Below are 19934 nucleotides of genomic sequence, written 5' to 3'. Positions count from 1 at the left end.
TATCTAGTAAAACGAAAATTTTAAAAAGGATTTTAAAATGGAAGTGACTAAGCTGGCTAAAATGGATATTTCTAATAATATGAATATTCAAAATAATCATAAAACCAATGAAGAAAATATTCAGAAGGTTCAAGAAAATTCTAAACATTCTAAAGAAATTCAAGAAGGTTTAGGCGAGAAATTATCGGATATTACAAAAAAATTAAACGAACAAATGGATTCGTTAAATACAAATATAAGATTTGCCTTTAATGATAAAATAGGTTCTATGTATATCAGTGTTACTGAAAAAAATACAGGAAGAGAAATCCGTCAAATTCCTAGTGAAGAAGCTATGAGATTGGCTGAATATTTTAGAGATGCATTAGGGTTAATTTATAATAAGGAGAGTTAAAATGGCATTTGGAAGTCTATCTAGTTTAGGTTTTGGTTCTGGAGTTTTAACACAAGATGTCATTGATAAATTAAAAAAAGCAGATGAAGCAAGTCGTATAAATCCATATACAAAAAAAATTGAAGAAAATAACACTAAACAAAAAGATTTAACTGAAATTAAAACAAAACTTCTAAGTTTTCAAACAGCGGTTTCAGCTTTGGGTGATGCGACTGTTTTTGCAAAAAGAAAAGTAAATGCAAGCGTAACAACCAATCCACCAGCCAGTTTAACAGCTGATAGCGGTGTGGCTTTGCAAAGCATGAAAGTAAATGTAACTCAACTTGCTCAAAAAGATGTTTATCAAAGTAAAGGTCTTGCTAATGATGGTGGTTATATTGATGCAAATTTAGAAGGAACAGCTTCTTTTACTCTTTTTCAAAATGGAAAAGAATATACTATTAGCTATGATAAAAATACGACCTATAAAGATTTAGCTGATAAAATCAATCAAGCAACAGATGGAAATATACAAGCTAAAATAGTAAATACTGGAGAAAAAGATGCCCCTTATCGTCTAACCCTTTCAAGCAAGGAAACAGGTGAAGATAATGCTATAAGTTTCTTTGATGGATCTAAGGCAGAGGATGGAACTTATAAAACTGATGCGAATACTTCAAAACTTTTTTCAAATCTTGGTTGGGAACTTCATAAGCCTATGGGTGGCGCTGGTGATATTCCTATTGATTCAAAAGATTTTAAAGGTTATGGTATAGAAGATGATCCTGATAATCCTTTACATATCCAAAAAGCTCAAAATGCTGAATTTACTTTAGATGGTATCAAAATGATCCGTCAAAACAATACAGTAACAGATTTAGGAGTTGGTATAACTTTGACTTTAAATTCAACTGGAGAGATTAATTTTGATATCCAACAAGACAATGAATCTGTTGTAAAAGCTATGAATGATCTTGTAGATAGCTATAATGATTTAATAGTGAATTTACAAGCAGCTACAGATTATAATAGTGAAACAGGAACAAAAGGAACCTTACAAGGTATTACAGAAGTAAATAGTATAAGATCAACTATTATTTCCACTCTTTTTGGATCTCAATCTGTTGATGGATTTATTGAAGATGCAAATGGCAATAAAATTCCTTCTAAGGTAATGGTTTCTTTACAAGATTATGGACTAAGTTTAAGTGATTCTGGAACTTTAAGTTTTTCTCAATCAACTTTTGAAGAAAAGATGAACGAAGATCCAAGTTTTGTCGAAAGTTTTTTTGCTGGTATTACTCAATATAAAGATATTAGTTATACAGGTGATTTAGTAGAGACTAGTGATGCTGCTACTTTAGCAGAAGGAGAAAAAGAGATTAAATTTGAAAAAGGTAAATTTACTATAGTTTTTAATGATCAAACTTATGATTTATCAAAAACTAGAGATGGTAAAGAATTTGTTCTTAAGGGCGAAACCAAAGAAGAACAAATGAAAAATTTGGTTGAACATATCAATAGCTTAAATATAGATGGATTAAATGTTAGACTTGAAAATGTAGAAAAAGATGGAAAAAAAGGTGTTATTATAAAATTTAATAGTGATAATGGCTCTGATTTAACCATCAAAGGAGATGATGAATTTCTTAAGCAGTTTGGTTTAAAAAATACTACTGTAATTTCAGAACCTATCGAAGGACTTGGGGTTTTTGCTCAACTTAAAAGCAAGCTTCAAGGTATGACAGGAAGCAATGGTTCTTTAACAAAACTTGATGAAAGCTTAACTAATGATACAAAATCATTAACAAAATCTAAAGAATCAACTCAGGCCTTGATTGATTCAAAATATGAAACAATGCAAAATCAATTTTTGCAATATGAAAGTATTTTAAATAAATTAAATACACAGCTTAATACCATAACAAATATGATTAATGCTATGAATAATCAAAACAGTTAAGGAATAAAGATGCAAAATAATTTAGCTTATAATGCTTATTCTCAAAATCAAGTGGGGATAGAATCCCCACAAAAGCTTATTGAAATGCTTTATGAGGGGATTTTACGTTTTTGTGCAAGAATTAAATTTGCTATTAAAAATGAAGATATAGAGCAAAGAGTTTATTATGTAAAAAGAGCTACTGCAATTTTTATAGAACTTATTGACAATCTTGACTATGAAAAGGGTGGAGATGTGGCTCATTATTTAAGCGGTCTTTACACAAGAGAGATTCAACTGCTATCTTTGGCAAATTTAGAAAATAATGAAGCAAGAGTTGATGAAGTGATTAATGTTGTAAAAGGTCTTTTAGAAGCTTGGAGAGATGTTCATAGCAATGAAAACTTGGCTTGATAAATTTAAACTTGCTTTAATTGAGGAAAATGTTAACATTTTAGAAGAACTTATTAGTAATTTTCCAAATGATATAGAAAAAGAAAAACTAAGCGAAGCTAAAGCTTTGATTGAAGAAGCAATAAAACTTATTTCCGATAAAAAAGATGCAGTTGCTATGGAAATACATAAATTTAAAAGAGCTTTAGAATACACTAAAGCATAGCTATAAGCCGAGTTCTGTTTTAAATGCTCATTTATCTAGTTTTGTTTTTACAAACAAAATCAAGCGAAGGGTTCAATTAAAGACTTAAACCATCCCTTCTTGCTGCGAATTGGGTTTACAAAGCCGAAATTATTACTAAAATCGCTGGTAAGCTCTTACCTCACCTTTTCACCTTTTCCACTTTTTGTGGTAGTTTGTTTTCTGTTGCACTGTCCCTTAGGTCACCCTAGCCATCCGTTAGATGGAATTCTTGTCTTTTGCAGCTCGGACTTTCCTCTTCATTTGAGATAATGAAGCGAGCATTCGCTATGCTTTATATAATTTTAGCCAAAATTTCTTGTTTTGAAAATAAATTTTTTATAAGTATATAAAATAAAATTTGGTAAAATGAAGTTTATTTTTCATATAAGGAAATGATTATGGCATCTTATTCGATGGGTGATTTAAAAAAAGGTTTAAAAATTGAAATTGATGGTATTCCTTTTAAAATAGTAGAATATCAACACGTAAAACCAGGAAAAGGTCCTGCTTTTGTACGTATTAAGATAAAATCTTTTATTGATGGAAAGGTTCTTGAAAAGACTTTTCATGCAGGCGATAAGTGTGAAGCGCCAAATTTAGAAAATAAAAAAATGCAGTATCTTTATGATGATGGTGAAAATTGTCAGTTTATGGATACTGAAACTTATGAGCAAGTAGCTATTACAGAAGATGATGTAGGTGAGGCTAAAAAATGGCTTTTAGATGGTATGATGGTAGAAGTTTTATTTCATAATGGTAAAGCAATCGGTGTTGAGGTTCCTCAGGTTGTAGAACTTAAAATCATAGAAACAGCGCCAAATTTTAAAGGTGATACTCAAGGATCCAATAAAAAACCAGCTACTTTAGAAACTGGAGCTGTTGTACAAATCCCTTTTCATGTTTTAGAAGGTGAAGTAATTAGAGTGGATACTACAAGAGGTGAATACATAGAAAAAGCAAGCAAATAGCATTTTATGCTATTTTGCAAGTTTTAATATTAAGTCCAAAACCTTTAAGTCCTATAAAATCTTTATCATGATTTTGTGATATTAAATTTATTTCTTCTACCCCAAAATATCTAAGAATTTGTGCCCCAATTCCATAGTTTTTTACTTGAATTGCTTGTGTTTTTTCTCCTTGCATAAAAACAATAAGACCGCCATTTTTATATAAAAATTCTATTTGTTTTAGCAGTGTAGAAAATTTATCAGAAGTAAGAAGCTCAAAATCACTTCCGCTTGAATGAAATTTTACATTTTCAATTTTTTTCGGTTCTTTAAAAGAAAAAACAATATGTCTAATTCCGTTATGATCTTTAAATTCGTATTTTTGCGCTGCAAAACCAGCAAGAGAGCTAGAGCTTTGATTAATTAACTCAATTAAACTTTCATTTTTTAAACGATATTCTATTAAATCAGAAACTGTGATCATATTTAAATTATGTTTTTGGCAAAATTCTTCTAAATCAGCACGTCTTGCCATATCTCCATTATCTTTGACAATTTCACAAATTACGCAAGCTTCTTTAAGTCCTGCTAAACGACATAAATCAACGCTACCTTCGGTATGTCCAGTGCGTTCTAATACTCCGCCTTTTTTAGCTATTAAAGGATTTATATGTCCTGGACGAACGAAGCTTTGTGCTGTTGCATTTTCATCTGTTAAAAGTTTTATAGTCATATTTCTTTCATAAGCGCTGACCCCAGTTGTCGCTTCTTTTGCGTCAATGGTTATAGTGAAAGCTGTTTCGTGATTGGAAGTATTATTTGGAACCATCAAAGGAAGTTCAAATTTTTTAGCCAATTTTTCACTTAAAGCAACGCATACAACCCCCCTTGCTTCTTTTATAGTAAAATTTACTTTTTCTTTTGAACTAAACTCAGCTGGAAAAATAATATCTCCCTCATTCTCCCTGTCTTCTGCATCTACCATTACGAGCATTTTTCCTGCTTTTAAATCTTCAATGGCTTGCTCTATACTTATAAATTTCATTTAAATCCTTAAGTTTTTTAAAAATTATAGCTTTATTTGCTTGACAAATCAATTAAATTTAATTATAATTTTGGTTTTTATTGGGGTATCGCCAAGCGGTAAGGCAACAGGTTTTGGTCCTGTCATTCAGGGGTTCGAATCCCTTTACCCCATCCATTTCTTAATATCGCGAAGTAGAGCAGTGGTTAGCTCGTCGGGCTCATAACCCGAAGGTCGGGAGTTCAAATCTCCCCTTCGCAACCAAATGTATTGTTTTTTTACTTCTTTTTATTTATAAAATAGGATTTTGCTAAAGATTTAATTATTTTAGATTATTTTTAATTTATTATACTTATATTTTTTTATCGACTTTAATTATTGACCTAAAGAAATAAAAGTGTTAAATAATATCAAAATAAAAGCTTTAAAATTCAAATAAAATATATATTTTCTAAAATTTACTTTTAAATTTATCTTTTTGTGAATTAATAAATTTTTTAAACAAGATTATGATTTTTATTTGAATTAGAATTTAATTTTCTAAAAGACAATAAGGATCATCTAGTAATTTTTTTAAAGTATTTGTTAGATAAGATTTAGAATTTATATTTACGATATGAGAATTTCCAAATTTTTCTTTTTTAAAATTATTAGAATTTTTTAATATTGCTATTTGTTTATAAACATCAAGAGGTAAAAGTAGGCATTATAAGAGTTCTACTTTCTCCTAAAACTTCTAAAAAAGACTCTATATAAATACTAAGATATTCTTTTTTAGGAAGTAGAGGAAAACCAAAATTAAAAAGTTCAGTATGCACACAAAGTATATCACCCTTTTTAATACCTAGCTTTTCTAAGGTAATAATTAAATCTTTTTTAGTATAGTCTTTATCTTTGGCTTTTAAGAAAGGATTCATTTTATCTCTTTTACTATTTAAACGTATTTATTATATAAGATTTTAATAAATATAATATTTAGATAAATGAATAATGATTGATTTAATTATATAATTAAATCAAAATATTAAATATATCCAGCACTTAAGGCAATTAAATATCCAGCTACACAAGAACTAAATACACCTAAAAGTCCAGGTATGATAAAACTATGATTGATTACAAATTTTCCTATATGAGTTGTTCCTGATCTATCAAATTGTATTGTTGCTAAATCGCTTGGATAAGTAGGTAAAATGTAATACCCATAACAAGCTGCTGCAAAAGCTATAATAATTCCAGGTTCTACGCCAATATTTAAAGCTAATGGGACAAAAGCTGAAATAGCTGCGGCTTGAGAATTAACAAATTTTGAAATCAATAAAAGCATAATTGCATAAGTATAAGGATAATCTTTAACTATATTTCCAAGCATTTCTTTCATCATTGGAGTGTGAATAGCAAACATAGTATCAGCCATCCAAGATATCCCAAAAACTGCTACCATAGCAATCATTCCGGATTTAAAAATTTCATTTGAAGCAATTTTTTTAGCCTCTGTTTTAGTAAAAATAATTATCAAAGATCCCGCTAAAAGCATAAACATTTGTATAACAGATACCATAGATAAAATATCTATTTTTGGATTTCCTAAGCTATCAAATTGAGGAATATTATTTTTTATAATTTGTCCCCAATTTGGACGTAAAAAATCAAAAATTCCAAGCAAAGCAACACAGATAATAGCACCTAAGAAAATCCACATTGCTAGCCAATTATCTTTTGAAAGCTTTTTGTTTAATAAAGTTTTAGTATTTCCATAAACATAGTTTTAAATTCTTCATTTTTGAGTTTATTTTGAAATTTCTTATCTTTATCTAAATCCTTGCCCCTAAACCATGAAAAAATTCCTACGCATAAAACTCCAAAAAGTGTGCTAGGTATTGTAATTTGCAATAAATTTATATAACCATCAAATCCTGCTAGTTTATGGTTAGAATTTAGCAAAAGTGCTGTAAGTGAGACAACAGCAACAGAAACTGGACTTGCTATAATCCCCATTTGAGAAGAGATCGAAGCTGCAGCCATTGGGCGTTCTGGGCGAATGTTATTTTAATGGCTATATCATAAATGATTGGCATATAGTATAAACAACATGACCCGTTCCGCAAAGTATAGTTAAAAAACAAGTTATAAAAGGTGCAAGTATGGTTAGAAATTTCGGGTTGCGTCTTAAAATATGTTCTGCAATTTGAAGCATCACATCAAGTCCGCCACTAGCTTGTAGAGTGTCACTCGCAACAACTACTGCTAAAATTGTCAACATTGCATCAATAGCTGGTTTTCCTGGTTTTATATGAAAAACAAAGACAAGTATTAAAATTCCTATTCCTCCAAGCAATCCAAGTGCTATACCTCCTTTTTTTACTCCATAAAAAAGACAAATAAGAACGATAATGATTTGGATTGCAAATTGAGTGCCTTCATTAAGATTGATTAAGAGCTCCATTTTGCCACCTTTATTTTATTAATATTAATAAAATATTATATTAATAAATTAAATATATCTTAGTGCGATTATTTTTGTTATCTTGATTTTTGAAATATTTTAAAAAATGATTTTTATCAAAGAGATTATGTGTAATGGATAATTTTTTATTATAAGAAGTAAGAAGATGGTATTTAAATTTTTAAGATAATTTTTATTTGAAAATTTAAATCAAACTTTTTTATCCATTCCCATATTTAAATCGAAATTTTTTGTATGTATATCAAATTTTGATTTAATAATATCACCAACAAAGAAATTTGCACTTAAAAGACCTGCTTTATTGATATTTTTTTTAAGTTTGTGAGCATTTTCATAAATATTTTTTCTAAATTCTTGATTTTCTGCCATTATATTTATATCTATATATTTTTGGTTATTTAAAGCAATTAAAATTTCTAAATTTCCAAGTTTTGAAAATTCAAGTTTAATTTGAGCAAAAAATTTATCTTTTTTTCCTCTTTTGAAAATGATTTTAGAATCATTTAAATCATCCCAAGAAAAAGGTATATGAGTGTTAATAGAATTATTAGCCAAGGACATTAATTGATTGATTTCAATTTGTGCAATCAGTCTATTTGCTTGATTAAAAATAGCTTCATTATCTGTTGCTTTGGCCAAATTTGAAACTTGAAGTAAGGTAGATTTTATATCATTTTGTATATCGTGATTTATGTCATTTTGGGTTCTTGGTTTAATATTTTGTATATCTTTCATAGAAAGATTAATTTTGTGATCAATATTTTTTAATTCCACTAAAATATTCTTGGCATTTTTAGAATTTGGATCAAGTTGTTTTAAACTTTCTTCAATTTTTTTAGAAAATGATGATAAAGCTTTGCTTAAATCTTCTGTTTCATTTAGTATCTCTCCATTATTTAGAAAAATTAAATTTTTAATATTTTGTTCATTTACATTTTCGTTTTTTGTTAGATTATTGAATATATTTTGATTTAAATTTTCATTTTTATGGGTATTATTTTCTGTATTCAAATCAATTTTTTGGGAATTTTTTATTTCTTTTTGTGTTAATTTATTTTCATTATTTTTATCAAATTTTATTTCTTTTTTGTCATTTTCTTTGTCTTTTGTTTGGGGTGTTTTTGACTCTTCTTTTGTGTTTTCTTGTTTTTTTTCGTCTTCTTGATTTATATCTTCTTTTTTTGCATTTTCTTGATTTTTTATTATTTCATCTTTTAAGTCTTTTGTTTCTAGTTTAATATCTTTAGTATGGGTTTGATTTTTCTTTTTTTCTGTTGAAGTTGTAATTTGAGTATTTTTTTCATTGTCTGTTTTATGATAAGTTTTTTCAATAATGTTTTTTAAAGTGCGTTCGAGTTTATCTAAACTTTGCATAGTTTGTTTAAGAATTTGTGGATTTTTGATTGCTATATTTTGAGGTTTACTAAGATCTTTTATAAAATCTTTTTTCAATGTATTGATTTCATTTAGAATTTTATTTGCTATTGTGATAATTTTTTTCTGGGATAATTCAGGATTTTTGTTAATATAATTTTTAAAATTTGTAATTTTTTTACCTAGATTTATCAAAGCATTAAAAGGACTGTTTTGTAAAATTTGTTTATTTTCGCTGATATTTTTTTCTATAATATTTTTAAGTTTTTCTAAGCTTTGTTTTGGATTTAAATTTAAAGAGTCTAGTTCTAAAATTTCATTGATAATATTTTCATTGCTTAAAGATTTGATTCCATTGATAAGACTATAAAAACTTTTAGGTAAAAGTTCTTTATTAAGAGAATCTTTTAATTTAGCTTCAAAAAATATTCCAGAATTTTTAAATAATAAGGCTATATCATTGTTTTTAATTTCTGTTACTGGTTTTAATAAATTTTCTAATTTATTTAATACTTGTGAAAATTGATTATTTTTTGAAAGTTCTTGTATCAAGCTTTTTAATTCGTTTGCAAAATTTGGAGCAAGATTTAATTTATTGGCTTGTTTTAGGACAGGAGAATTCGGATTTTTTTGAGCATTAATTTGATCAAGAAGTTTATTGATTAATTCTTTAAATTTTAAATCAGTTTTACTTTGTATGAATTTTTGTATATCTTCTTGAGAATCTATAAGTTTATCTAAATTTTGTTTTAAAGTTTTATTTAAAAGATTTTTAGGATCTAATTTATCTTTTAATACATCATCTTTAGAATTTGACTCAGGTTTAATTTCATTTTTGAGTTTTGTTCCTATTTGATTTGTAAGAGCCGTATTAATCATTATCTTATCTTTAAGATTTTTATTTTTTTAGAAATGAAATTTGGCTTATTAATAGCAAAAATAAATAAAAAAGCAAATAAAAATGCATAAAAATAAATAAAACCATAAAAAGTAAAATATTGCATTAAAATACCCAAAATTAAAGGAGAGATTAAGGATCCTAAAGAATAACAAAACAATACTCCGCGTCCAAGTTCTACTATACCATCTTTCGATGTTAGGGTATCATTAGCACGAGCTAGTGCTAAAGCATAAAGACAAAAAGTCCCAAAACCTAAAAAGAAAGCTAGAAAATATTGAAAATAAATATTTGGCTTAAACAATAAAAAGCATAACATAGTTAAAAAACCTATGAGAACACAGATAATAATAGCAAATTTTCTTCCTAATCTATCGGAGATAAAACCTATAATTGCTTGAGCTAAAAATCCCCCTAAAGTTGCACAAGCTATGAAATAAGAAACAAATTTTGTATCATAGCCTTGTAAAATAATAAATAAAGAAGACATAGAAAAAAATCCTCCAATAAGCAATCCCCCAACAAGACTCGTCGCAATAGCTAATGGAGCAATGTTAAAAATTTTAGGTATAGAAATAGGATGAGGTTTTGGTATCGCTGGTTCTTTGATTTTGATTAAATTTAAAGGCAAGGAAGAAAATAAAATCAAACTAGCACTTATAATAAAAATTGTATATTGACTTAAATTTAAAGCCAAAATTAAAGTACCTAAAGCATAAGAGAAATAAAAAATTATCTCATAAAAGCCTAAAATTCTAGATCTTGTAGCATTTTTAGATTTTTCATTAAGCCAAGATTCTATGACCATAAGTAAACCATAATAACAAATTCCAATTAAAAATCTCAAAAAAGCCCAAAAAAATAGATTGTTGCTTAAAGCATGTAAAATAGCAGAAATTCCAAAAATAGATACAAAAAGTCCAAAAGATCTAATATGTCCTATTTTAGATATGATTTTATGAATTCCTATTGTTGCACATAATGCTCCTATGAAAAAACAAGAACTAATAATCCCTATTACCAAAGAGCTTGAGTTATTTTCTTTTAAAATTACTCCTATTGAGCTCATCATCAAGGCATTTCCAGCAAATAAAAAAGCCATAGAGGCAAATAATGCCATTAAAGATCTAATTATTCTTGTTAAACTCATATTTCACACACAAGGCAAATATTATAATACAAAGTAATAAGGCTGAAATTCCACCCAAATAAGCAAAAACAGAAAATATGCCTTTGCGGTTTAAAAATAAAAATCCAGCAACTAAAATTCCATAGGCTAGTAATTTAAATAAAGTAAAAAATAAAGTAAAATTTTTTATTTTATCTTTAAAATTCAGGTCTAAATCGTCATTTGCTTTTTTAAATTTTATAATTTTTTGATCTTTTTTATAATTTTTAATAAAAATATTTGGCATTTGGTAAAATTGATATTTATTAGTATTTTTTATAATATTTTTTTGATAATTAAAATACGAGATAATGATAATTAATAAACTACTAAAAAATGCAATTTCAAAACTTATAATATTTTTTTGATTTAAAGAATGGATAAAAAATAAAAACCCATAAAAAAATATATGGGCAATAATAAATAATAAAAATAATTTTTTTTTATCTTTTGTTTTCATTTTTTATTTTGAAATTCTTCATAGCTTTTAACTTGTGCTTTATAGGCTTTATATACATTTAAAATAGCCGCTGCTATCCCCCAAAAAACTCCAAGCCAAAAAAGAAAAGTAAGTCCTGTAATTTTTTTTAAAAAATAACCCAAAGCTACACCAATAATAATAGCAACAATAATAGAAATTCCAAGGCTTAGGCCATTGGCGGCTTCTATGCTTTTTTGAATAATCTTTTTTCTTTTGTTCATAATTTTTTAAAACTTTCTTTTGCTGCTTCTAAAGTGATATCGATAGTTTTTTGAGTCATTTTTGAACAAATAAAACCTGTTTCAAAAGAAGAAGGAGCTAAATAAATTTTATTTTTAATCATATTTTGATGGAATTTAGCAAAAAGTTTTAAATCAGATTTTAAAGCATCTTGATAATTTTTTACTTCATTTTCGTTAAAGAAATATCCAAACATTGATCCAACATAAGAAGTTTGTAGTGCTATACCTTTTTCTTTGGCAAGTTGTTTAAGCCCTAAAGTTAGTTTTTTGGCAAGTTTTTCAAGTTTGGTGTAGAGATTTTTAGTATTTTTTGCTTTGCTAATACTTGCAATCCCTGCTGCCATAGCTAAAGGATTTCCGCTTAGAGTTCCTGCTTGATAAACTCCACCTAGTGGACTTAAATAGTCCATAATTTCAGCTTTTGCTGCAAAAGCTGCTGCTGGCATTCCTCCACCTATAACCTTACCAAAAGTTACAATATCAGCTTCTATTTTATTGATTGCATATGAACCTAAAAAAGAAGCTCTAAACCCACTCATTACTTCATCAAAAATAAGCAAAGTTTCATTATCTTTACAAATTTTAGCCAGTTCTTTTAAGAAATTAATTTCCCCTTTTACTAAACCCATATTTCCAGCTATAGGTTCTATAATAACACAGGCTATATCTTTATGTTTATGAAAAAGCTCTTTAACACTTTCTATATCATTATAAGTTGCTACTAAAGTTTGCTTTGCAACATCTTTTAAAACGCCTAAAGAACTAGGAGAATTAAATGTAGCAGCTCCACTTCCAGCACTTACCAATAAAGAATCAGAATGTCCGTGATAACAACCTTCAAATTTAAGAATTTTATCTTTTTTTGTATATCCTCTAGCAAGTCTTATGGCACTCATTGTTGCCTCTGTGCCACTATTTACAAAACGAATTTTATCAAGATGAGGAAAAGATTCTAAAATGAGTTTTGCAAGTTCAGTTTCAAGTAGAGTAGGGGCACCAAAACTTGATCCCTTTTTTAAAGCTTTAATACAAGCATTTTGTATATCTTTATCACAGTGTCCAAAAAGCAAAGGTCCCCAGCTTTGAACATAATCAATATAAGCTTCATTGTTAATATCATAAATATAAGCACCTTTGCCATGATCTATAAATAAAGGATTGCTCTGAACATTTAAAAAGGCACGAACAGGAGAATTAACTCCACCAGCTATAAATTTAGATGATTCTTCAAAAGCTTGTTTGTTTGTCATTATTTTTCCTTGTGATTGATGTAATTATATAAAGTTATTATTTCATCTTCGGTAAGAGAATAACTTGGCATAATAGATCTTGAATCTTTTTCTTGAGTAAGAGCTAGTTTAAATTTTTCAAAACTTAAATTTTGAATACTTGGAATTTTATAAGGTATTTTTGTATCTTTTTTGATGATATATCCTAAAATTTGCTCTCCACCATCTTTTCCATGACATTCTTTGCAGCTAATTCCTCTAGGATTTTCATATAGCATTTTGGCATATTCTTTCATAGTGATAAAATCTTCTGCAAAAAGTTTTGAAAAAATCAATAATACTATAAAAATAAGTCTCAAATTTTACCTTGTTAATAAATTCTTAATATGATACAATTTTTATTTTAAAAAATGTATAAATTTAAAAAGGAATACAATGGTTTTACTTGATGGCAAGGCTTTAAGTTTAAAAATAAAAAATGAATTAAAACTTAAAGTATTAGAGCTTAAAGAAAAATCTATAGAACCTTGTTTAGCTGTTATTTTAGTCGGAGATGATGAAGCGAGTAAAATTTATGTGCAAAATAAAATTAAAGCTTGTGAATTTTGTGGCATTAAATCGCTTTCTTATCATCTGAAAAAAGATATAACACAAAATGAGCTTTTAGCTCTTATTAATACCTTAAATTATGATGATAGTATACATGGAATTTTAATCCAACTTCCTTTGCCAAGCCATATTAATAAGGATATTATTTTAGAAAATATTGCAAGTTCTAAAGATGTTGATGGTTTTCATCCTATAAATGTTGGATATTTAAATTTAGGTTTAGAAAGCGGTTTTTTACCTTGTACACCTTTAGGGGTGATCAAGCTTTTAAAGGCTTATGATATTAATTTAGCAGGACTTGATACTGTAGTGATTGGAGCGTCTAATATAGTAGGGCGTCCTATGGCAAGTATGCTTTTAAATGCTGGTGCTAGTGTAAGTATATGTCATATTAAGACAAAGGATTTAAATTTTTACACTAAAAAGGCTGATTTGATTGTAGTTGCTGCAGGTTGTGCTCATTTATTAAAGGCTGATATGGTAAAAGAGGGCGTTATTGTTATAGATGTTGGTATTAATTATATTGATAATAAAATTGTAGGTGATGTTGATTTTGAAAATGTTTCAAAAAAATCAAGCTACATTACGCCTGTACCAGGAGGTATAGGCCCTATGACTATAGCAATGCTTTTAGAAAATACAGTCAAATCAGCAAAAAATAGACTTTAATTTTAGGGAAATTATATGCAATTTTTAAAAAAACTTTATCGTTTTTCTCAGTCATGGACTGGAACAGTTGTTATTGTTCTTTTAGTAATATTCTTTTTTATTCAAGCTTTTGTTATCCCTTCTGGTTCTATGAAAAATACTTTATTAGTTGGGGATTTTTTATTTGTAAAAAAATTTAGTTATGGTATTCCAACTCCACATATTCCTTGGCTTGAAATTCCTATTTTGCCTGATTTTAATAAAAATGGACATTTAATTTCTGCTAAGGGGCCTAAAAGAGGGGATATAGTAGTTTTTAGAAATCCTAAAAATACCAAAGAACATTATGTAAAACGTTGTGTAGCTTTAGGTCTTGATCGTGTAGTTTATGCTAATAAAACTTTATATATAAGAATGCACGAAGGCGATGATTTTATGAAAGAGCATTATAAAGATGATATAGTTATTTTAGGTGGGGAAATTTATGTAAAAGAACCTTATAAGCAAAAAGGGATTCATTATGATATACATAAAAATATAGAAGGTGATATTTTAGAATATATGATGCGAAATGATTTTGCTATGTCTCCTATTTATTTTAAAGAATTAGGCACCAATGTAGGATTTAACGGAGGCAATGCTTATGTTTTTGATGTTCCAGAAAATGAATATTTTATGGTAGGCGACAATAGGGATAATTCTTATGATAGTCGCTTTTGGGGAAGTGTGCCTTATAGTTTAATTGTTGGAAGTCCTTGGTTTGTATATTTTTCTTGGGATGAGGAGAAAAATGTAAGATGGAACAGAATAGGGCGTTTTGTGAAAACTTTAGAAAGTGATGAGTATTTTGAACAAAATTCAAGTAAAAATTCATCACAATCATATTAAATTACTTAAATTTATATATGTATACTAATATAACTTTAGCGTTATAGACTAAATAAAATTAAGTATATTTTTTAAAATAATACTTGACAAAATATCACTAAAGTTATATAATTATCAAAAATTATAGATTTTTTAAGAGTTTAATAATGATAAAAGTTGAGGATAAAAGAGAATTAATTTTAAAATCTATCATTGAAACTTATTTGTCAGATAATACACCTATAGGTTCTAATGAGTTGAATTCTAGTCTTTGCATTCCAGCTTCTACTATACGTGTATATCTTAAAAAACTTAGCGATGAAGGGCTTATAACTCAAATTCATATTAGTAGCGGTCGAATTCCTACTATTTTGACCATGCAAAATTATTGGAGAAATGAGCTTGATATCGATAGTGAGCTTGATATTAAAAACGAAATATTTTTATATCACTTGCTTAAAGAATATAAGATTTATTGTTTGGTTTATGGCGGAAGAGATCTTGTTTTAAAAGAAATTTTCAATCTAAATGATAAATTTATTATTTTAGACTTTGAAGAAAATGAAATTGTTTTAAAGTATAACAGTCAAGGTTTTGATTTTTTAAAAACTTTAATAGGATTAAATCTTTTTGATTTAGAAAATATAGTTTTAAAAGTTAAATTTGTTGAACTTGCTCAAAAAATTTCAAATTTAAAGCAAAGTTTGGTTTATAGTAAAATTAATGAACAAAGGGCTTATCAAATTTATCAAAATGATGAATTTGCTAAGCTCTTAGATTGCACAGTTGATAGAAAATTTAACAAAAATTTACAATTTGAGCCTTTATTTAAAAAAGGTTTTATGGGATTTAAAATCAATGCGCAATTTTTGGGCAAGAGTGTAAATATTATCTTTGCTGGTAGTGTTTATACAGACTATAATAAAGTTTTAAAACAAATAAAGGAGGCTGCGTGAGTCAAGAGAATAACGAAGAAATTATAGAAGACAATCAAGAAATCAATCAAGAACAAGAAAATAAAGAAGTTATTTTACAAAAAGAGCTAGATGAGCTTAAAGATAAATACATAAGAGCTAATGCTGAATTTGAAAATATCAAAAAAAGAATGGAAAAAGAAAAGCTTTCAGCAATGCTTTATGCCAATGAAAGTTTTGCCAAAGATTTGCTTGATGTTTTAGATGCATTAGAAGCAGCCTTAAATGTTGAGGCAAATGATGAAATAAGCTTAAAAATTAAAGAGGGGGTTCAAAATACTCTAGATTTATTTATGAAAAAACTTGAAAAAAATGGCGTAAAATCCATAGATGAAATTAAAGAATTTGATCCAAATTTACACGAAGCAATGTTTCATGTAGAGAGCAAAGATCATGAAAGTGGAAGTATTATACAAACCTTACAAAAAGGTTATAAAATCAATGATCGTGTAATACGACCTGTCAAAGTTAGCGTAGCAAAATAAATTTATTAAAAAGGATGAAAAATGAGTAAAGTTATAGGTATAGATTTAGGAACAACCAATTCTTGTGTTTCTGTATATGAGCGTGGTGAAAGTAAAGTAATACCAAATAAAGAAGGAAAAAATACAACCCCTTCTGTAGTTGCTTTTACAGATAAAGGTGAAATTTTAGTAGGCGATAGCGCTAAACGTCAAGCAGTAACTAACCCTGAAAAAACAATTTATTCTATTAAAAGAATAATGGGTTTAATGATCAATGAAGAAGCAGCTAAAGAAGCCAAAAACAGACTTCCTTATCATATCACTGAAAGAAATGGAGCTTGTGCTATAGAAATTGCAGGTAAAATTTATACTCCGCAAGAAATTTCAGCTAAAGTTTTGATGAAATTAAAAGAAGATGCAGAAGCTTTTTTAGGTGAAAAAGTTGTTGATGCAGTTATTACTGTGCCTGCGTATTTTAATGATGCACAAAGAAAAGCTACAAAAGAAGCAGGAACGATAGCAGGGCTTAATGTTTTAAGAATTATTAATGAACCAACCGCTGCAGCTTTAGCTTATGGTCTTGATAAAAAAGATAGCGAAAAAATCGTTGTTTATGATCTAGGTGGAGGAACATTTGATGTTACTGTGCTTGAAACAGGTGATAATGTTGTAGAAGTTTTAGCAACTGGCGGTAATGCTTTCTTAGGTGGTGATGATTTTGATAATAAATTGATCGATTTTCTAGCAAGTGAATTTAAAAATGAAACAGGAATTGATCTTAAAAATGATGTAATGGCTTTACAACGTTTAAAAGAAGCTGCAGAAAATGCTAAAAAAGAGCTAAGCTCTGCTAATGAAACCAATATCAACTTGCCATTTATTACAGCTGATGCAAGTGGGCCAAAACATTTAACCAAAACAATCACTAGAGCAAAATTTGAAAGCATGATTGAAAGTTTAGTGGCTGAAACCATTTCTAAAATCAATGAAGTTGTAAGCGATGCAGGACTTAAAAAAGATGAAGTTAAAGAAATCGTTATGGTAGGAGGATCTACTCGTGTTCCTTTAGTTCAAGAAGAAGTTAAAAAAGCTTTTGGAAAAGATCTTAACAAATCAGTAAATCCAGATGAAGTTGTGGCAATTGGTGCCGCAATTCAAGGTGCGGTTATAAAAGGTGATGTTAAAGATGTGCTTTTACTTGATGTTACTCCGCTTTCTTTAGGTATTGAAACTTTAGGTGGAGTGATGACTAAGATTATCGAAAAAGGCACTACTATACCAACTAAAAAAGAGCAAGTTTTCTCAACTGCAGAAGATAATCAAAGTGCAGTTACTATCAATGTTTTACAAGGTGAGAGAGAATTTAGCCGTGATAATAAATCTTTAGGAAATTTCAATCTTGAAGGAATCCCACCTGCACCACGTGGTATGCCACAAATTGAAGTTACTTTTGATATCGATGCTAATGGTATTTTAACTGTAAGCGCAAAAGATAAAGCAACAGGAAAAGCTCAAGAAATCAAAATCACAGGTTCAAGCGGTTTAAGTGAAGAAGAAATCGATAAAATGGTAAAAGATGCAGAACTTCACAAAGAAGAAGACAAAAAACGCAAAGAAGCTGTAGATGCTAGAAATTCAGCTGATAGCCTTGCTCATCAAGTAGAAAAATCTCTAAATGAGTTAGGAGAAAAAGTTGCAGAAGACGAAAAAGCAAAAATCCAAAAAGCATTAGATGACTTAAGAGAAACTCTTAAAAATGAAAGTGCAAGTAAAGAAGAAATCGAAAGCAAAATGAAAGCTTTAAGCGAAGTTTCTCATAAATTAGCTGAGAATATGTATAAAAAAGATGAGCCAAATGCGGCAAATGATAAAAAGAAAAAAGATGATGATGTAATCGACGCTGAAGTAGAATAAACTCTTTAAATTCTTCAATCAAGCCTTTTTAAAAGGCTTGAATTTTTCTTATTAAAAACTTAAATATTTTTATATTTTTTTTGAGTGTATTAATCTTAAATAAATATTTTAGGCTTTAGTGATATCCATACAAAAAAATTTTCAATCCAAACATATTAAAAACAACTTAGTATTATATTTATATCTATTTTATTATTTTATATGCTTAGTTAAACACTTATCACAAATACATATTTATATCTTTTAAAAGCATAAAAGATAAAGTTATCAACTTAAAAGCATATAAACATATAGTTAAAGCTAAAGTTTTTAACTATAACTTTAAAAAGTATATTAGTGCGTAAAACTATAAAAACTATAAAAGTATAAAAAGCATGAATATATAAGATATATAAATATAAAAGATATATAAAACAACTTATAAACTATACAAAGACATAAAAGCAATAAAATATAAAATACATATAAAAGTGTCGGTAGAAAAATAAAATTTCCATTTGGAAAAATAAAACTTCCATAAAAGTGGAAATTTTATTTTTCTACAAAACTTAAATTTAAATTGTAACTTTATTAAAATAAAACTAATAAAATAGTTCCTTTTTTAAAAAGGAAAAAATAGTATCAGGGTTAATGCTAATTACTCTAGCAGATTTAAATTTTGCAGTTTTAGTTATAACTTGTGAAGCAACATTTACTATTTTATTATAGCCCATATGTACTTTAAAAACTATTTCTTCTAATATTTGTTTATAACTTTTTTTACCAAATAAATCTATATAAACAATTTTTCTATTTTTGTTGATTTTAGAAAGCTTATTTTCAACCTGTTTCCATAAATAAGTTTTACCTACGCCCCAAGGTCCATTTATAGCTAAACACTTTTTAAATTTGTTGTTTAAAAAATTAGCAATATTATCAATTTCATTCATTATGTACTCCACAAAATAATTATCTAATTTCACAAAAATTTTAAGCTTTCTATGTAACTATCTTCCAAACCTTAAAGCTATAGATAGTTACATACTATTTTTATATAAAAAGCGGTTAAATTATGATTATATAGTGTTTTATAAGGATAGTTACATAAAAAATAAAATATAAACTTATTTTAAGTAAAAATGTAACTATCTTAGAGATTAAAAACACTTTTGGGATATAAAATTTAAAATCAAATATCGCTTTTATCTGCCTTTTAAAGAGCATTTAATCATTATCTTGGGATAAAACGGACATTTTGGGATATTTGGGATAATTTACAATTTAAATTGGGAAAGATAAAAAGGTATTTTTATATGTTTTAAAGAGCTATTATTTGGGATTTTTGCTAAAATTATTTAGAGATAGTTACATATTTTTTTAAAATACCCCTTACAAAAAGTATAAAAACAATAAAGCATAAATATAAAAACATAAAACCCAAACAACTAAAGTCATTTGGGTTTAGGAGATTAAACTAGTAAACTAAGTAATTATTTCTTACCATACATAGTTAAATTGAGCATATCCTGTATGAGTATTACCATCTCTATCAAACATACCATTATAATTTAAGCTAAAATAGAAAGCTTCATTAAGAGGAATGATAAAAGATCCTGTTGCATAGCTTTGAACTCTTGGTAAAGTAAATTCATCAGTTGCTTTAATACTACCAAATCTAGCTTTAGCTTTTACGC

19 protein-coding genes, 2 tRNA genes, 1 other RNA gene and 2 pseudogenes are annotated in these 19934 nt (G+C 27.6%); 12 read left to right on the top strand and 12 right to left on the bottom strand.

The features are described 5' to 3' along the window. Positions 1–37: 37 nt before the first annotated feature. From flaG to DU473_RS04445, 4 genes are read left to right on the top strand one after another with little or no spacing between them, the layout of a single operon-like run. The gene (gene flaG / locus DU473_RS04460; RefSeq protein WP_131162863.1) at positions 38–394 is read left to right on the top strand and encodes a flagella length regulator FlaG; all 357 of its coding nucleotides are present in this window, start codon (positions 38–40) and stop codon (positions 392–394) included. A 1-nt stretch (position 395) separates the two neighbouring features. Beyond that, positions 396–2336 carry a flagellar filament capping protein FliD gene (gene fliD, locus DU473_RS04455; RefSeq protein ID WP_131186608.1) on the top strand — a complete coding sequence of 647 codons (1941 nt, stop codon included), beginning with the start codon at positions 396–398 and terminating at the stop codon, positions 2334–2336. Positions 2337–2345: 9 nt separating this feature from the next. Further along, entirely contained in the window at positions 2346–2729 is a 384-nt protein-coding gene (fliS, locus tag DU473_RS04450) for a flagellar export chaperone FliS (RefSeq protein ID WP_131165791.1), read from the top strand. Beyond that, positions 2713–2934 carry a hypothetical protein gene (locus DU473_RS04445; RefSeq protein WP_131165790.1) on the top strand — a complete coding sequence of 74 codons (222 nt, stop codon included), beginning with the start codon at positions 2713–2715 and terminating at the stop codon, positions 2932–2934. Before fliS ends, DU473_RS04445 begins: the two co-directional genes overlap by 17 nt. Here the strand turns inward: DU473_RS04445 and rnpB are convergent. Next, an RNA gene (gene rnpB, locus DU473_RS04440) (RNase P RNA component class A) lies at positions 2922–3249 on the bottom strand. The genes DU473_RS04445 and rnpB overlap by 13 nt on opposite strands. Before the next feature lie 104 nt (positions 3250–3353). Here rnpB and efp point away from each other — a divergent pair. Beyond that, positions 3354–3923, top strand: a complete 570-nt coding sequence (gene efp / locus DU473_RS04435; RefSeq protein WP_131162859.1) for an elongation factor P — start codon at positions 3354–3356, stop codon at positions 3921–3923. 4 nt (positions 3924–3927) lie between these two features. On the opposite strand, the gene DU473_RS04430 is transcribed toward efp, so the two are convergent. After that, on the bottom strand, positions 3928–4947 hold the full coding sequence (locus tag DU473_RS04430) for a bifunctional 3,4-dihydroxy-2-butanone 4-phosphate synthase/GTP cyclohydrolase II (protein ID WP_131165789.1): 1020 nt from the start codon (positions 4945–4947) through the stop codon (positions 3928–3930). Between the two features lie 81 nt (positions 4948–5028). Here DU473_RS04430 and DU473_RS04425 point away from each other — a divergent pair. Then, positions 5029–5103, top strand: a tRNA-Gln gene (locus DU473_RS04425). 11 nt (positions 5104–5114) lie between these two features. After that, positions 5115–5190 (top strand) — tRNA-Met (locus DU473_RS04420). A gap of 422 nt (positions 5191–5612) precedes the next feature. On the opposite strand, the gene DU473_RS08450 is transcribed toward DU473_RS04420, so the two are convergent. From DU473_RS08450 to DU473_RS04380, 8 genes and pseudogenes are all read right to left on the bottom strand, one after another. After that, complete coding sequence (locus DU473_RS08450) at positions 5613–5843, bottom strand: AAC(3) family N-acetyltransferase (RefSeq protein ID WP_279586429.1); 231 nt, start codon at positions 5841–5843, stop codon at positions 5613–5615. Between the two features lie 107 nt (positions 5844–5950). Beyond that, a pseudogene (locus tag DU473_RS04410) lies at positions 5951–7372 on the bottom strand (anaerobic C4-dicarboxylate transporter). 210 nt (positions 7373–7582) lie between these two features. After that, positions 7583–9646, bottom strand: coding sequence for a flagellar hook-length control protein FliK (locus DU473_RS04405; protein ID WP_131162857.1), 2064 nt, complete (start codon positions 9644–9646; stop codon positions 7583–7585). Next, on the bottom strand, positions 9646–10815 hold the full coding sequence (locus DU473_RS04400) for an MFS transporter (RefSeq protein WP_131186607.1): 1170 nt from the start codon (positions 10813–10815) through the stop codon (positions 9646–9648). Before DU473_RS04400 ends, DU473_RS04405 begins: the two co-directional genes overlap by 1 nt. After that, on the bottom strand, positions 10793–11293 hold the full coding sequence (locus DU473_RS04395; protein ID WP_131186606.1) for a hypothetical protein: 501 nt from the start codon (positions 11291–11293) through the stop codon (positions 10793–10795). The genes DU473_RS04400 and DU473_RS04395 overlap by 23 nt, the downstream gene beginning before the upstream one ends. Next, positions 11290–11535 (bottom strand): AtpZ/AtpI family protein, encoded by a 246-nt coding sequence (locus tag DU473_RS04390; protein WP_131162854.1) that lies wholly within the window; start codon positions 11533–11535, stop codon positions 11290–11292. The genes DU473_RS04395 and DU473_RS04390 overlap by 4 nt, the downstream gene beginning before the upstream one ends. Continuing rightward, the gene (gene hemL / locus DU473_RS04385) at positions 11532–12806 is read right to left on the bottom strand and encodes a glutamate-1-semialdehyde 2,1-aminomutase (RefSeq protein WP_131162853.1); all 1275 of its coding nucleotides are present in this window, start codon (positions 12804–12806) and stop codon (positions 11532–11534) included. Before hemL ends, DU473_RS04390 begins: the two co-directional genes overlap by 4 nt. Then, positions 12806–13081 carry a hypothetical protein gene (locus DU473_RS04380; RefSeq protein WP_234194087.1) on the bottom strand — a complete coding sequence of 92 codons (276 nt, stop codon included), beginning with the start codon at positions 13079–13081 and terminating at the stop codon, positions 12806–12808. The genes hemL and DU473_RS04380 overlap by 1 nt, the downstream gene beginning before the upstream one ends. Positions 13082–13220: 139 nt before the next feature. On the opposite strand from DU473_RS04380, the gene folD reads away from it, so the two are divergent. From folD to dnaK, 5 genes are all read left to right on the top strand, one after another. Continuing rightward, a complete protein-coding gene (gene folD / locus DU473_RS04375) occupies positions 13221–14063 on the top strand; it encodes a bifunctional methylenetetrahydrofolate dehydrogenase/methenyltetrahydrofolate cyclohydrolase FolD (protein ID WP_131186605.1) in 843 nt (280 codons plus the stop codon). 15 nt (positions 14064–14078) lie between these two features. After that, positions 14079–14930, top strand: coding sequence for a signal peptidase I (gene lepB / locus DU473_RS04370; protein WP_131186604.1), 852 nt, complete (start codon positions 14079–14081; stop codon positions 14928–14930). A 149-nt stretch (positions 14931–15079) separates the two neighbouring features. Next, positions 15080–15865: an HrcA family transcriptional regulator gene (locus DU473_RS04365; RefSeq protein ID WP_243830419.1), complete on the top strand. Its 786-nt coding sequence runs from the start codon at positions 15080–15082 to the stop codon at positions 15863–15865. Further along, complete coding sequence (gene grpE / locus DU473_RS04360) at positions 15862–16368, top strand: nucleotide exchange factor GrpE (RefSeq protein ID WP_131162848.1); 507 nt, start codon at positions 15862–15864, stop codon at positions 16366–16368. The genes DU473_RS04365 and grpE overlap by 4 nt, the downstream gene beginning before the upstream one ends. 21 nt (positions 16369–16389) lie before the next feature. After that, positions 16390–18261: a molecular chaperone DnaK gene (dnaK, locus tag DU473_RS04355; protein WP_131162847.1), complete on the top strand. Its 1872-nt coding sequence runs from the start codon at positions 16390–16392 to the stop codon at positions 18259–18261. A gap of 581 nt (positions 18262–18842) precedes the next feature. Here the strand turns inward: dnaK and DU473_RS04350 are convergent. Then, positions 18843–19190 (bottom strand): P-loop NTPase fold protein, encoded by a 348-nt coding sequence (locus DU473_RS04350; RefSeq protein WP_131162846.1) that lies wholly within the window; start codon positions 19188–19190, stop codon positions 18843–18845. 547 nt (positions 19191–19737) lie between these two features. Beyond that, positions 19738–19934 (bottom strand): annotated as a pseudogene (locus DU473_RS04340) (autotransporter outer membrane beta-barrel domain-containing protein); the annotation flags it as partial.

The organism is Campylobacter novaezeelandiae, from assembly GCF_004323845.1.
Lineage (GTDB): Bacteria > Campylobacterota > Campylobacteria > Campylobacterales > Campylobacteraceae > Campylobacter_D > Campylobacter_D novaezeelandiae.
Note: the sequence above shows the minus strand (reverse complement) of the source record. Positions and strands in the feature narration are given on the sequence as shown.